This window comes from Pseudoalteromonas sp. A25 (assembly GCF_009176705.1).
GTDB lineage: Bacteria > Pseudomonadota > Gammaproteobacteria > Enterobacterales > Alteromonadaceae > Pseudoalteromonas.
The window spans coordinates 3,556,177-3,570,640 of record NZ_AP021846.1; the positions used below are offsets into that span (position 1 = coordinate 3,556,177).

General features: G+C 43.0%; 11 protein-coding genes. 1 reads left to right on the plus strand and 10 read right to left on the minus strand.

The annotated features are described in order from the left end of the window. Positions 1–9: 9 nt before the first annotated feature. The 8 genes from GDK41_RS15440 to GDK41_RS15475 form a co-directional block, all read right to left on the minus strand. On the minus strand, positions 10–1,476 hold the full coding sequence (locus GDK41_RS15440; RefSeq protein WP_152087242.1) for an AAA family ATPase: 1,467 nt from the start codon (positions 1,474–1,476) through the stop codon (positions 10–12). Continuing rightward, a complete protein-coding gene (aroB, locus tag GDK41_RS15445) occupies positions 1,476–2,546 on the minus strand; it encodes a 3-dehydroquinate synthase (RefSeq protein WP_152087243.1) in 1,071 nt (356 codons plus the stop codon). The genes GDK41_RS15440 and aroB overlap by 1 nt, the downstream gene beginning before the upstream one ends. Before the next feature lie 23 nt (positions 2,547–2,569). Beyond that, positions 2,570–3,088, minus strand: coding sequence for a shikimate kinase AroK (aroK, locus tag GDK41_RS15450; RefSeq protein WP_152087244.1), 519 nt, complete (start codon positions 3,086–3,088; stop codon positions 2,570–2,572). Positions 3,089–3,250: 162 nt separating this feature from the next. Continuing rightward, a complete protein-coding gene (gene pilQ / locus GDK41_RS15455) occupies positions 3,251–5,284 on the minus strand; it encodes a type IV pilus secretin PilQ (protein WP_152087607.1) in 2,034 nt (677 codons plus the stop codon). A 19-nt stretch (positions 5,285–5,303) separates the two neighbouring features. Next, positions 5,304–5,846, minus strand: a complete 543-nt coding sequence (locus GDK41_RS15460; protein ID WP_152087245.1) for a pilus assembly protein PilP — start codon at positions 5,844–5,846, stop codon at positions 5,304–5,306. Beyond that, positions 5,843–6,448: a type 4a pilus biogenesis protein PilO gene (locus tag GDK41_RS15465; RefSeq protein WP_152087246.1), complete on the minus strand. Its 606-nt coding sequence runs from the start codon at positions 6,446–6,448 to the stop codon at positions 5,843–5,845. The genes GDK41_RS15460 and GDK41_RS15465 overlap by 4 nt, the downstream gene beginning before the upstream one ends. 24 nt (positions 6,449–6,472) lie before the next feature. Beyond that, the gene (locus GDK41_RS15470) at positions 6,473–7,045 is read right to left on the minus strand and encodes a PilN domain-containing protein (RefSeq protein ID WP_152087247.1); all 573 of its coding nucleotides are present in this window, start codon (positions 7,043–7,045) and stop codon (positions 6,473–6,475) included. Then, positions 7,033–8,112 carry a pilus assembly protein PilM gene (locus tag GDK41_RS15475; protein ID WP_152087248.1) on the minus strand — a complete coding sequence of 360 codons (1,080 nt, stop codon included), beginning with the start codon at positions 8,110–8,112 and terminating at the stop codon, positions 7,033–7,035. The genes GDK41_RS15470 and GDK41_RS15475 overlap by 13 nt, the downstream gene beginning before the upstream one ends. A 132-nt stretch (positions 8,113–8,244) precedes the next feature. Between GDK41_RS15475 and GDK41_RS15480 the strand changes: the two genes are divergently transcribed. Further along, positions 8,245–10,689, plus strand: coding sequence for a penicillin-binding protein 1A (locus GDK41_RS15480; RefSeq protein ID WP_152087249.1), 2,445 nt, complete (start codon positions 8,245–8,247; stop codon positions 10,687–10,689). Positions 10,690–10,829: 140 nt separating this feature from the next. Here GDK41_RS15480 and metL read toward each other — a convergent pair whose 3' ends face one another. Together metL and metB are read right to left on the minus strand one after the other, a co-directional pair. After that, positions 10,830–13,178: a bifunctional aspartate kinase/homoserine dehydrogenase II gene (gene metL / locus GDK41_RS15485; RefSeq protein ID WP_152087250.1), complete on the minus strand. Its 2,349-nt coding sequence runs from the start codon at positions 13,176–13,178 to the stop codon at positions 10,830–10,832. Between the two features lie 4 nt (positions 13,179–13,182). Then, positions 13,183–14,406 carry a cystathionine gamma-synthase gene (gene metB / locus GDK41_RS15490; protein ID WP_152087251.1) on the minus strand — a complete coding sequence of 408 codons (1,224 nt, stop codon included), beginning with the start codon at positions 14,404–14,406 and terminating at the stop codon, positions 13,183–13,185. Positions 14,407–14,464 lie beyond the last annotated feature (58 nt).

The following is a 14,464-nucleotide window of genomic DNA, read 5'->3' on the forward strand; positions in this document are numbered from 1 at the left end:
AGTCCATAATTACCGAGTCGGTGGACTAATTTCCTGTTTTATTTTATCTACTTTCTTAAAAAATGGCTGAGCATTTAATATTTGCTCTGGCAGCGCTAATTTGGCTTCTTGGGCCAACTCTAGAGTCGCAAAAGGCCCTAAAATAACTATCCACCACGCATGATCACTTCGGTTAGCTTCATATATTTTTACATTTCTCAGCCTATGCTGATCAATAAATTCTTTAGCAACCGCTTTATCTTTCACAGCCAATAACTGCAGCGCCCACTCGCTATCGTCTCGAGTCATGAGCCACGCACCATCATTCATTACTGGATCTGTACGACTAGGTGATAATCCATTTCCCTCATCCGTATCTTTATCACTCTGCGCCTCTTGTGCTGTGTCAGGCACCACTAACTCAACATTTTGCTGTACTTCTTGAGTGGATTGCTCAATGACTTTTTCTGACACTGAAGAAGCTGTATTTTGGCTTTCTTCAGGCTGATTGGTTTCTGCTGGTATGCTATTTTTTGCTAACGCGGATACGATGGCTGCAATGTCATGCTGTTGTGAACGATGGTTTTGCTTTTCAATCGGCAGCTCGTTACCTTCAGGGCTTTGTATTTGGGTATCATTAATAGTTGAGGAAGGCGTAGAAGTGCTTACTGCAGGGCCACTTTTGAGCGTTTCTGTTGCTTGCTCTGTACTTAGCACCTGAGCCGTAGGTAATACAGTATCTACTTGCGCATCTTGCTCCTCGCTCGGAAGTAAAGCAATTAGCTCCTTTTGATAGATAAAGGCAACCATCAATATCGCCAAAGTCACTGCCAGAAGAACGATATGCCAAGAGAGTCTCGACGTTTTCTCGGTATCCCCTCGCAAGTTTACTTGCTGATCACTTTGCCACTGCAGTAACACCGCAGGATTACCTTCACAACCACTGAGAAAAGCTTGAAATATAGGATCCTCAATAGGTGGAAGTTGAGCAAAAAACATTTCCATAAGACGACGTGACTCAACCATTGATAGTGGTTCAATATGAATGTCTAATGCATGTCTGAGCATATTTGGCGCCTGCGCAGTTGCCAATATATACAATGTTTCAGGGCACTTTTTTGATAGAATATACAGCTGCTCAATCATCTCATCAGATAAGTGTCGAGCACCATCTAATACCCACAAACATGGCCCACACGGGGCTTGCTGGTATAAATTATAAAAGTTCTGACTGAGAGATTGTTGCTGGTCAACTAAAGGACCACGAAAACTATTTTGGAGCAACTGTGCCGTTAGATCTGAGTCTTTCGTAGATGCAGAGAGTTGCACATATGCTTTGTTAAAATCAGGGTATTTATCAGTAATGAAAGATTCGGCGATGTAGCTTTTGCCTAAGCCGGAAGAACCCACTAAACAGATCAGGTTTTGTCCGTACTCAAATTGTAACGCTATACGATCCACCAATGCGGATCTACTCGGTAAGATTTGTGACTGCATTAGCGGCCTATTAGCAAACTCACTGTGTCATCAGATACATCGTCCACCAACGCACAAGACCCCAAGGAAGTTGGTAAAATAAAGCGAATGCGTCCCTTTTTATTCTTTTTATCTTTTCTCATATGCAACAAGAACTGCTCGGCATTCATCTGTGCTGGCACTTCTATTGGTAATCGATAACTTGCAATCAGCGCTTCGACTCGAGCCACTTCTTCGTTAGTCAGGGCTTCTCTAGTGGCTGCTAACCTAGCAGCTAATACCATTCCTGCGGCAACAGCTTCACCATGTAGCCAATTGCCATACCCCATTTGTGCTTCAATAGCATGCCCAAAAGTATGACCTAAATTTAATAATGCACGAACACCAGCTTCTTTTTCATCTTGCCCAACAATGTCAGCTTTAATTTGACAACACCGGAAAATGACCTGCATTAACACATCTTGCTGTAACTCTGTCAGCTCATGATGATGCTCTTCCAAAAATGTTAAGAAGTGCTCATCGTAAATAAGACCATACTTTATGACTTCAGCCATACCTGCTGCAAACTCTCTAGCAGGCAAAGTAGTTAAGCTATTTGTATCTATGAGTACCGCTTTAGGTTGGTAAAAAGCACCTATCATGTTTTTACCTAAAGGGTGATTAACTGCCGTTTTTCCACCGACTGAAGAGTCGACTTGAGACAATAAAGTAGTTGGTATTTGGATAAAGGGAACACCACGTTGATAACATGCTGCAACAAACCCTGTTAAGTCACCAATCACGCCACCGCCTAATGCGATTAAACAGGTATCTCGTCCACAATTATTTTCTAACAGGAAGGCGCTCACTTGTTCGAAATAAGTCAGCGTTTTGTATTGCTCACCATCTGGAAGAATAAAGTGCAAGGGCTCATAATCTCTAAGCGCACTCAGTAGGTTTTCCAGATACAGCGGTGCTACTGTATGGTTAGTAATGATGACAGGACGACACTGCCCGATGTGTTTGGTGAGTCGCCCTACATCCGCTAATAAATTTTGACCTATGTAGATAGGATAGCTTCGCTCGTTTAAATCTACCTTCAACTCAAGCATCTATCCCTCCTAGGTAATCAAAATTAAAAATCTAGCTTTTCTATAATTTGATTTGCTACAACCTTTGCACTTTGCTCGTCGGTGCGCACTACAAAATCTGCAACTTCTTTGTACAGAGGCTCTCTCTCCTCTGCTAAACGCTCTAATACATCTCGTGGCGCTTCTTCTGTTTGTAACAGAGGACGACGCTTATCACGTTGAGTACGAGCAACTTGTTTTTCAATTGGCGTTTCTAAGTAAACAACAATGCCGCGTGCCGACAATTTATTGCGCACTTCTTTGCTCACTACAGAACCACCACCTGTTGCTAAAACTATACCTTGCATTTCTGTAAGGTCCGAAATTACGCCTTCTTCACGCACTCGGAAACCTTCTTCGCCTTCAAGATCAAACACCCACGCAATATCTGCGCCTGTACGGCGTTCAATTTCTTGATCCGAGTCGAAAAATTCAAGGTGTAATTGGTCAGCTAGGTGACGACCAATTGTGCTCTTACCAGCCCCCATAGGGCCTACTAGAAATATATTACGTTTCTCAGCCATATCTTTTTAGTACTAACGAACTCTAAAATTTGAAATAAAACCCCGCCTAACGACCTGGCCCCAAAATTAAGGAGGGGATTATCTCAGTAATCCACGAACGATTTCAAGTCAAATAGTATAAAAAGCAACTACAGTACGTAAATTCGTTCAACTATTCACTTATTACTGACTGTCAATCATGATTTTGGGGGTCACGAAAATCAGTAATTCCTTTTTCTCATTTATTTCTCGGGTGTTTCTAAACATTGCACCTAGGTATGGAATATCACCCAAAAGTGGAATTTTACTCACAGCACTCGTAATTTCTTGCTGATAAATACCACCTAAGACGACGGTTTGACCATTATCTACCAATACTTGTGTCTGGATCTGCTGAGTATTGATAGCCACCGCAGGACCATTAGGAGTTTGTACATTATCTCCTCGAGTATCCTGTGTGATCACTAAGTCTAATATAATTTTGTTGTCAGGTGTAATTTGTGGCGTCACTTCTAGGCTCAAAACTGCTTTTTTAAAGCTCACCGAAGTCGCACCACTAGAAGCAGCTTCCACATAAGGTATCTCTGTACCCTGCTCAATTCTCGCTTTCTTTTGATTCGCTGTGGTAATACTTGGCGTGGCTATAATTTCACCTTTATTCTCTTGCTCAAGCGCCGAAAGCTCTAAATCTATCAACGTACCGTCAGCAAGTTTTGCGATGTGCATGCCTATTGTGCCCGCCGACGTACCTGAAACAGGCAAGTTCACATTTAAGCGATTAGCTAAATCAGGGATCTGGCCATTGGATAACTGCTGAGCACCCGCTAGGTTGCCTGAAATCGCATCCGTTCCTTGCTGATCACCAAAGCCCCAACGGACTCCTAAATCTTCTTGTACGTTATCTTTAACGGTGACCATACGTGACTCAATACGAACTTGCTTAACTGGAACATCCAGTGTTTCAACCATGCGCCTAATACTTTCGATGCTACGTGCACTGTCCTTAATAAGCAGCGTATTTGTGCGTTTATCAACTGACACACTGCCACGTTCGCTCACAATACTGTTAATGTCAGTTTTCAACAAATCCGCGAACTCTTCTGCTTTTGCGTAATTAAGCTGAATGTACTCACTATAAAGAGGCTCTAGCTCCTCAACTTGCTTACGAGCTTGAAGCTCCTTTGCCTCACGTGCAGCAAGCTCTTCTGATGGGGCAACCATCAAGATTGAGCCATCCATCCGCTTATCAAGCCCTTTAATGCGCAAAACGACATCCAACGCTTGATCCCAAGGCACACCATCTAAGCGCAAGGTAATATTGCCAGATACTGAGTCGCTGGTTACTAAATTGAAATTGTTTGTATCTGCGATAATTTGCAATACTGAACGTATCGGAATATCTTGAAAATTTAAGGTAATGGGCTGGCCTTGATAGTTTTTGCTTATACCAAAACTAGGCTCTTCGTCGTCTTTTTCTACTGTCAAAGTGAAGATATTACCAAGTTGTTGGTAGGTGTATTTAAATGCCTCATTAGGCTCTATAACAAGACGGCTTTTACCATCTTCACGAAAGGTTTCGATACGACTAACAACAGTCCCAAAATCAAGCACATCTAACTCATAGAGCAAGTCGTCCGGAATATCAATGTGGTGAAAGTCAGCATAGATCTTACCCCCACGTTCTTGTACATCTATTGCAGCTTGTGGCGTATTTAAAAATGCTAATACCTTAGCTTCGCCCTTATCGCCACGTCTAAAATCAATAGACTGAATTTGGTTTTGTTGCAGGTTGGTATTATCTCCCTCCCCTGAAGGCAACGGGTTATCAGACACCTGCAAGTAGGCGATGTTGTTTTTGACGTATGATTTATAAAGCTTTAGCTGCTCCATATTGATCGTAACAATCACACCATCGGCGGTTAACTGGCTTTCTATGTTAGTGATACCAGCTTTGTTAACTTTCAGAGCTTTAAGACTTTCTTCAAATTCTACAGCTGGGAAAAACATTTCGATCCTTGCCGGATCTGTCAGCGCTTTAACTTGTGGCTCCGCACTTAGCTGCTCGTCAAACACCAACTCCAACTGAGTTTCCCCCTCAGGAACTGGGTTATAACGCACATCATATAGCATAGGCAAAGCCTGAACCCAGCCTGTCATCACAAGCAATGTGCTATAAATGACCCCTTTAATACCGAAACTACTCCAAGCATGGGACATACTTTCACTACCTTTATTTTTATTCACTCACGCCACTCCCTTGTGCTTCTCGGATCTCGACTCTAGATAGACGTTCTTTCCAACAACCACTGCCATCAGGGATTAGTTCTAATAATTCAATATACCCTGGTTGTACCTTAATCACTTCACCATGGTAAAGCCCCATGTATTGGCCTCTTCTTACTTTATACAGACCTTGGTCAGATGCTTTAACCAAAGCCCACGTTACATTTTTGGTCGCTATTGTGCCTTTCATAGAGAGCGTATCTATTGGATACTTTTCGAGAGGATCTCGTGCTCTATCAGGATCTGGATGTAAACAATTTTGAACCTGTATCATTTTACTTTCTATAACCTCTGGCTCAGGCGCTACAAATGGGCTCCTGAGATTATGCGCCGTATAGGCAAAGTGCGTAAAATCACGCATTTGCGGAACAGGTTCAACTTGCGGTGTTGCACTGGCTTGAATTTGATCAATAAACTCCTTTTGCTCAGCGGTATCATCATTACAGCCGAGCAACACACTTAAACTGAGCACCACGTACAGGTAACGCTTTGTCATGACTCATCACCTTGACCATAACGGTAAGTTTTTGCCACAACGCTAAATATCAAAGCACTATTCCCCGCATTTTCGATGCGAAAGTCATGTAAACTGACGATACGTGGCAGTTGGGCAACTTTACTAACAAACTCACCAAACTCATGGTATGTTCCTACCACTTCTAACTTAATTGGTAACTCAGTGTAAAATTCTTTCTTATTTTCAGGCAACCAACCTATTTTTAAGAAAGTTAAGCCACTCGAAGTCCCTACGTACGTCAAATCATCTAACAAACCAGGCGTTTCATTCGATGATGGAAGCTGACGTAAAAGTAAAGAAAACTGCGCTTCCATATCTTTCATTTGCTGACGATATAGATCCAAGTTATTCGCTCGAGCATATTTAATCCTATAGCTGGTGCGTAATTGTGTTTCTTGTTGCACCACTCGCTCGTACCTTTCTATCGAGTTCGACACCAACAAACTGTAACCCACTACAAAAGTAATGATGACAACTAGCACGCAACACATGAACTTAACCACAAATGGCCATTCACCAATATTGTCTAGCTCAATCTCATTCCAATCAATGTTTTGTATAGATTTTAAATCAAAGTTCACGTTGCCATCTCGCAAGTACCAAATTTAATTATCACGCTCAGCCACCTGTATTTCACGAAACGGCTTAACATAAAAATGCATTGTAAAGTCACTCAGTAAACGGGCGTTTTGCTCACCAGTGACAATGCCCTGAATTGTTGGCCGCTCTAATAAATATGAGCTCTCAACTGAGCGCAACATTTGTGATAAACGATTATTAGATTCGCTACGTCCAATAACCTTGATCAAGTCCTCTTTACGTTCAAGACTTGTCAAATAGACCCCCGCAGGCACAACCCTAACAACTTCATCAATGATTTGAGTGCCAAGATTTCTATTACTTTGTAGCTCTTCAATAAGGCTTATCCGCCTTTGCAGACTGTCTTTTTGCTGACTCAAGTCATTGATCTCAACAATTCGGCTATCTAGTTTACCCACCTCGCGATTTAAGTAGTCATTCTTTATCTGTTGCCCTTGTGTCAAGCTATCGTAAAAAGAACCAATCAGGTACAAAATAAATAATACAGCGACAATATTAGCGGCAATAATCGAAAGAAATTTTTTCTGTGATGCCTGGCGCCGCTGCTCTCGCCAAGGTAGCAAGTTTATATGTGGCACGATGAAAAGCTCCTCAATGCTAAACCGGTAGCAATCGCAAACTGCGGTTTATGTCGCTCCAAAACATTGCGATCGACTTTAGGTGCAATTTCCATATCGGCAAATGGGTCTGCAACAATAGTATGAATTCCTAATTCTTCAATCAAAAGTCTATCTAAGCCTTCAACCAGCGCGGTTCCTCCAGTTAATACAATATAGTCAATTTGTTCTTTACCACTACTTGTTATAAACATTTGTACTGCTCGGCGAACTTGCTGTAATAGAGCTGTTTGAAACGGTGCTAGCACCTCGAATATGTAGTTAGGAGGCAGATCGCCCGTTGTTTTAGCTATCTCAGCTTCATCAAAAGATTTATTGTAATAAGCCACAATACTATTTGTATACTGCTCACCACCAAATACCTGATCGCGCGTGTAAATTGTTTTACCAGACAGTACCACGCTTACTAGACTAATGGCCGCGCCAATATCGATAATCGCCACAGTTTTATCAAATGCATCAGCAGGTAACTGACCATATAACACGGTTAACGCTCGACTTAATGCATAGTTCTCAACATCAACCACCTTGGCTTGATAACCGCCTTCTTCCAAAGCCCCAACCCTCGCTTCCACACTTTCAGTGCGAGCAGCTGATAGCAATACGTTGACCTTGGATGGATCCGCTTCATTCACAGACATCTTCTCAAAATCAATGCTCACTTCATCCAGTGAATAAGGTATCAGGCTATCCGCTTCTATTGCTATTTGCGACTCAAGTTCAGCATCTGTTAATGCCACATCCATGAATATAACTTTCGTGATCACACTTTGCCCAGAGACCGCAACTGCGCCAAACTGAGTCAACCTTGGGATACGCTTTTTAATTTTACCAATGACTCGGCCAATCGCTTCGATATCTTGAATTGTTCGCTCAGCAATTGCTCCTTTGGGCACAAGCTCTATCGCAACGGCCTCAACACGATAACCTGCAGAGGATTGCGACAGCAATACAGCCTTGACACAATGTGAGCCAATATCAATACCGATCATCATCGGGGCTTGCTTTTGAAAAAGGTTACTGAGCATGCGTTTGGTCTTTATCCTTTGTTTTAACTTTTAATAAGTTATAATTATAACGCGAAAGTTATTAATCGATTTTTATTCAAGATATACTAGCAGTGTCTACCTATAATTGGGAGTCTAACTAGGGAACATTCCGTGACTTTATTAAGAAGAGCAATACAATTTTTCATCGCAACAGGCGTTTTAGCCCTGCTAACGTTAATCAGTCTTTATTATTATGTCAAACCGGATATACCCAGTGTTGAAGTGTTGCGCGATGTGCAACTACAAACTCCAATGCAAGTATTTACTCAAGATGGCAAGTTAATAAACCAATTCGGCGAGAAACGTCGTATCCCAGTAAAAATAGACGACATTCCAAAACCTCTACTACAGGCCTTCCTTGCAACAGAAGATAACCGCTTTTATGAACATTTTGGCGTTGATCCAATTGGGATAATCCGCTCGGCAATGGTTCTAATTAGTACGGGGCAAAAAAAGCAAGGCGCTAGTACCATTACTATGCAGCTGGCTCGTAACTTCTTTCTGACTCGCGAAAAAGCGTATATCCGCAAAGTGAAAGAGATATTTATCGCATTGCATATTGAGCAACTGCTCACAAAAGATGAAATCTTTGAACTTTACCTAAATAAAATTGAACTTGGCAACCGAGCTTTTGGTATTGGCGCCGCAGCTCAAGTCTATTATGGTAAAAGCTTATCAGAACTGACTTTGGCGCAAATGGCGATGATTGCAGGTTTACCCAAAGCGCCTTCTGCCTTGAATCCTATCCGTAATCCAACACGCGCTAAACTACGCAGAAACGTGGTGCTCAGCCGTATGCTAAAAGAAAGATATATCTCACAAGCGCAATATGACGAAGCTCGCTTGGCACCTATCACCGCTAAATTCCATGGCGCAGAAATCGAACTGTACGCACCTTATATCGCCGAGATGGTAAGAAGCTACATGGTAGAGACCTATGGTGAAGATAAGGCCTATAACAGTGGCTTTAAAGTCTTTACTACGGTGGAATCTCATATCCAAGCAGCAGCACAGACAGCGCTCATAAATAATTTGCACAGCTATGATATGCGACATGGCTTTAGAGGCCCAGAACGCGTTTTATGGACAGCTGAAGAGCCCTCACTCAGTACCCAAGCTATTTTAGATAAGCTTCATGAAGTAAAAGAGCTTGAACCACTTAATGCCGCTGTGATCGTTGATGTTGCAGAGCGCAGTGCAACAGCGTTACTAAAATCAGGAGACTATATCTCTTTGCCATGGGATGGACTGAAATGGGCGCGAGCATACATTTCAGATACACGCCAAGCGATGCCACCTCAAACCGCATCTGAAATACTCTCACCTGGTATGCAAGTATGGGTTCGCCAAAAATCAGACTCTTGGCAGCTCAGCCAATATCCAAGGCCAGCAAGTGCTTTAGTTTCTATGGATCCAAAAAACGGTCGAATTAAAGCGCTAGTTGGAGGATATAGCTTTGCCCAAAGTCAATATAACCGTGCAACACAAGCTAAGCGCCAGGTTGGGTCTAACATCAAACCTTTCATTTACTCTGCCGCGTTTGAACACGGTTATACGCTTGCAACCATAATTAATGACGCTCCGATAAATCAATGGGACAAGAGCGTTGGTGTGGCTTGGCGTCCTAAAAATAGTCCAGAAATATATAATGGGCCTATCCGCATTCGTCGCGCATTAGCCCAATCTAAAAACGTCGTTTCTGTGCGCCTATTAAAGGGAGTTGGATTAGCTCGCACAGCCGATCACTTACTCAAGTTCGGCTTTGCAGATGAAGATATCAACCGCAGTGAATCCCTCGCGTTAGGCAGTGCAGCAATTACACCATTAGAAATGGCCCGTGGTATGAGCACATTTGCCAATGGCGGCCATTTGATCGAACCCTACTTTATCAATGAGCTTCAAGATGCTTTTGGTAATACTTTAGGGCAGGCACAACCTTTAATCGCTTGTGATGAAGAGCAGTTAGAAACACAACCACAAAAGTGCGCGCCACAAGTCGTATCACAGCAAAATGCCTTTTTAGTAGCCAGTGCTATGCATAGCGCTATTTGGGGAGGCGGCAGCTGGAAACATAAAACAGGGTGGACAGGGACTGGGTGGCGTGCACAAGCACTCAAGCGTCGCGACTTGGTCGGTAAGACGGGCACAACCAACGATTCAGTTGATACATGGTTTAGTGGTTTTAATCGCGATGTTTTGACAACCGTATGGGTTGGCTTTGACGACGCTGGCAAACCTTTAGGGCGGGCAGCGTACAATACCAACCTTGGTAGCAATCAAATCGTTGGCGCAGAGTCTGGTGCAACAACAGCACAACCCGCATGGGTTGAATTTATGAACGTGGCACTTGAGAATCAGCCTGATGCGCCCATTGAGCCTCCACCTGGGTTGATCTCAACACGGATAGATTTAAAGACGGGGTTACTCAGTAACAAAAATGACCATACCAGTCGTTTTGAGTACTTTATCTCTGGAACCGCTCCTACAAAGTATGCACTAGATGAAAACAACGGCACACCTTTTGATGATGAGCCCTTACAAGATGAGCTGTTCTGATGGTTTTTATATAAAATCAATGGTACTGGAAAGTACCTCACCAGAAAGAATGGCGCCAGTCACTCATGAGGGATGGGTGACCTGTTTTTGAAAACAAAAAAGAAGGCGATTTCCTAATCGCCTTCTTTTATAACCTTTCTCTATTTTAGCCTCTGAACTAACCAATAAAGATCAGAGTGTATACCTGCAGAAGTGACTTCTTTTCCCGCTCCAGGGCCTTGCAATACCAACGGGTTATTATCATACCAAAGACTTTTTATCACAAAGATATTGTCGCCTGGGGTTAAATTTGCAATGGCAGAGGACTTGTCCACAAAAGCTATCCCAACTTTAGCGGTCACATTACCATTTTCATGCAAGGTTAACGCCCCCGTATAACGTAGTACTTTGCCTTGCCCTACCGCACACTCATGCTGCTGATTATAAAATGCATCTAGTGTATCTCGACGCGTTAAAAATTCGTCCCAACTACCTTGCGCTAACTCAGCTGGCATCAACGGCTCTAATTGTATATCTTTTACATCCAAGTTAAGACCGATATCTCTGGCAAGTATCAACAGCTTGCGCTGCATATCCCGACCTGATAAGTCCTCTCTTGGATCAGGTTCCGTATAACCCATTTTTTGCGCCGCCAACACCAGCTCTGAGAACGGCTTACTACCATCAAAACTACTGCATAACCAAGACAATGTGCCCGAGAACACTCCCTCAATATGCGTTATCTTGTCACCGCTGTGCTGTAAATCAGCTAAAGCAAAGTTGACAGGCAAGCCCGCACCAACACTGGTATTATATCGCCAGTATAGCTCTCGCTCATTAAGCTGCTCACGAAGTGTTTGATACCATTGACTGTCAGCCGTGCCTGCATATTTATTGGCACTAATCAAATGACAATCCTGCTTGACAAAGCTGGGGTATAATTTACTGAACGATTCACTCGCAGTAATATCAACAACAACTTTATGCTCGTAGTCTAACTCAGCAATGCGCTCGATCAGTTCATCATTTTCATAGGCGACGGCTTCATTCTGCCATTGCTGCTGCCAATTATTTAAAGCAATACCACTGGCACAAAACAGCATTTCCTTTGAACGTACTAATGCAACTATTTTCACATCAAGCTGATCGTGTAGACGCGAAACTTGCTTGCGGCACTGTTCAACAAAAACTTCTCCGACATTGCCTAAACCGGCAATGATAACGCCAAGCTCCCGGCCTTTATTGATCAGCTTGTCATGGAGCAGTGCTAGGGTATCACTATCGATTGCTTGATCGGTTAAGAACAGTGCATATTTAGAGGCCGTGTGACTAAAACGCACTACAACATCTTGCCTACTCAAAATTTGACGCGCCTGGCTCTGTAAATACAGAATATCCGCGCTAGGTGCAACAATCGCACAACCTTGCAGGGCACTTTCCACAATATTCGCGCGCCCTGATAACGCTTGTAATACCGTGTGCGTGTTCGCTGCAGGCACAAGCAGATAAGCTTCTCCATCGGTCTCAAAATGATGGATACTATGCTGGATAAGCTGACTCAACTCCCCTACTTCACCTTGCCCCAATCCATCTACGCGTATTAGATCAAGCTCATTAAAAGTGGTGATAAAACGCTTTTCTTTGCTATACCCCTCTTTTACGACCTCAGTGGGTGATGCCTCAGGCTCAAAACTACTGCGCACTTGCAACTTAATCGCTGTATTTTTTAATGGCGATAAGGTTTTTGCATGTAATACTGGATTACCTAAACGTGCCAACAAATTAGCTTGTGAGCGACACACTTTACTATATTTGATTGCACTTGCTACTTTTCGTGGATCGGTGCTGTATACACCTTGCGTGTCCGTCCAAATAGACACAGCGCTCGCATCGATGTAATTTGCAAGTAAAGTCGCACTATAATCACTGCCATTGCGACCAAGTGTAACAGTTTGGCCCGCCATATTTGACGCGATGAACCCAGTGACGATATAAATCATTGGTTCGCTCAACAGCTCATTGCAGGTTTGCTTATTTTGCTGATGCAACAACTGACCATGGTGTAACTTAAATAAATTGCGAGCATCAATATTCAAAGCTTTAGTACCCAGCTGTGTTAAGTAGCTCGCTAAGATCCGTGCCGACCACACTTCACCATGTGCCAACAAACTCGCTTCATGTAAGGTATTATGTTTACAGGCTTCACCGATCGCTTGCAATTCTTGTCGCAAGCACCCAAGCAAAGCACGCTGTTCATCTGCGTTCAGTAAGGCACAGATCAACTCAATTTGATGATTCTCAATTTGTAGCAAGATATCACTAAATCCTTGATTATCATCTTGCTGATAACTGTCCCAAAGTTTAACAAGTGTATTTGTTGTTTTTCCTGCGGCTGATACAACAACACAATCTTTAGCTTGGCACTGACTCAACACTATTTGTGCAACAGCTTGATAACGAGCAGCAGAGCTAAGACTCGAGCCACCAAATTTATGAACTACTTTTGTCATTCTCTTACCATAAGGCCGTGTGAGCCGGCGTTAGTTTAAATGTTTTACCATCGTCTGATGCGCTGCCGCTGCCCGCTTGTAGCTGAACAAATGCCTGCTCCAAATCACTAAGTAAATCTTGCACATCTTCAATACCTACAGAGATGCGGATCAGCGTATCACCTACCCCTGCCTCTAAACGAGCCTGCGGCTCCATACCAGCATGGGTCATTGTCGCTGGATGACAAATTAAACTTTCAACTCCGCCGAGTGATTCGGCCAAAGAAAACTGTTTTAGGCTCGTCAAAAATTTAGCAGACTCATTTAATCCGCCTTTAATATCGAAGCTCACCATACCACCAAAGCCCTCTTGTTGTTGTTTTGCAAGCGCATGTTGAGGGTGAGATGTGAGCCCTGGGTAATACACTTGACTAACATAAGGAGACTGTTCAAGGTATGTTGCAATAGTCATTGCATTTTCTTGGTGTTGCTTCAAGCGGACATTTAATGTCCGCAACCCTCTTAGAGTTAAATAGCTGTCAAAAGGCGCACCTGTTATACCAATATTGTTGGCCCACCAAGCTAGTTCTTCACCCAGTTCAGCTGTTTTAGCGATCACAGCTCCACCTACAACATCTGAATGACCATTTATATACTTTGTCGTTGAGTGCACAACAATATCTACACCAAATTTAATTGGGTTTTGCAGTGCAGGTGAAAGAAACGTATTGTCTGCAGCAACCAAAGCTCCCACTTCTTTTGCAGCCTCAGTGACCGCTTTGATATCTGTTAACCTTAAAATAGGGTTGCTTGGTGTTTCTATCCAAACGAGCTTAGGTTTTATTGTTTTTATTTGCTCGTAACTTGCAGCTTGTGTAAGGTCAAGTACTTCTACTTTTAGCAACCCGCGCTTCTGTAAAGATGTAAATAGACGATAACTGCCACCATAGCAGTCATGAGGGATCACCAAGGTATCATCGTGATTCAACAGCTGTGTTACCAAATGTACTGCTGACATACCCGTTGCCGTAATTATCCCTCTTTCACCCCCTTCAAGCTGCGCAAGAGTTTGCGCTAAAGTGTCTCTATTAGGGTTACCGCTACGACCATAGTCATAGGCACGCTTAGTATCGAAATCGGCGAACGAATAGGTCGTCGACAAATATAGTGGAGGCACAACAGCACCATGATGCTTGTCAGCTTCGATACCATGACGCACTGCAATCGTCGATTTTTTACATTGACTCATTTCATCACCTAGATAATTGGATGTTTAGACGTCTAAAAGGTTAGATGATATGAAAAAG

Excerpts from the sequence above, each read along its gene's own strand:
- aroB (WP_152087243.1), bottom strand. The coding sequence starts at position 2,546 with ATGCTTGAGTTGAAGGTAGATTTAAACGAGCGAAGCTATCCTATCTAC.
- metB (WP_152087251.1), bottom strand. The coding sequence starts at position 14,406 with ATGAGTCAATGTAAAAAATCGACGATTGCAGTGCGTCATGGTATCGAA.
- aroK (WP_152087244.1), bottom strand. The coding sequence starts at position 3,088 with ATGGCTGAGAAACGTAATATATTTCTAGTAGGCCCTATGGGGGCTGGT.
- pilQ (WP_152087607.1), bottom strand. The coding sequence starts at position 5,284 with ATGTCCCATGCTTGGAGTAGTTTCGGTATTAAAGGGGTCATTTATAGC.
- metL (WP_152087250.1), bottom strand. The coding sequence starts at position 13,178 with ATGACAAAAGTAGTTCATAAATTTGGTGGCTCGAGTCTTAGCTCTGCT.
- GDK41_RS15440 (WP_152087242.1), bottom strand. The coding sequence starts at position 1,476 with ATGCAGTCACAAATCTTACCGAGTAGATCCGCATTGGTGGATCGTATA.
- GDK41_RS15460 (WP_152087245.1), bottom strand. The coding sequence starts at position 5,846 with ATGACAAAGCGTTACCTGTACGTGGTGCTCAGTTTAAGTGTGTTGCTC.
- GDK41_RS15475 (WP_152087248.1), bottom strand. The coding sequence starts at position 8,112 with ATGCTCAGTAACCTTTTTCAAAAGCAAGCCCCGATGATGATCGGTATT.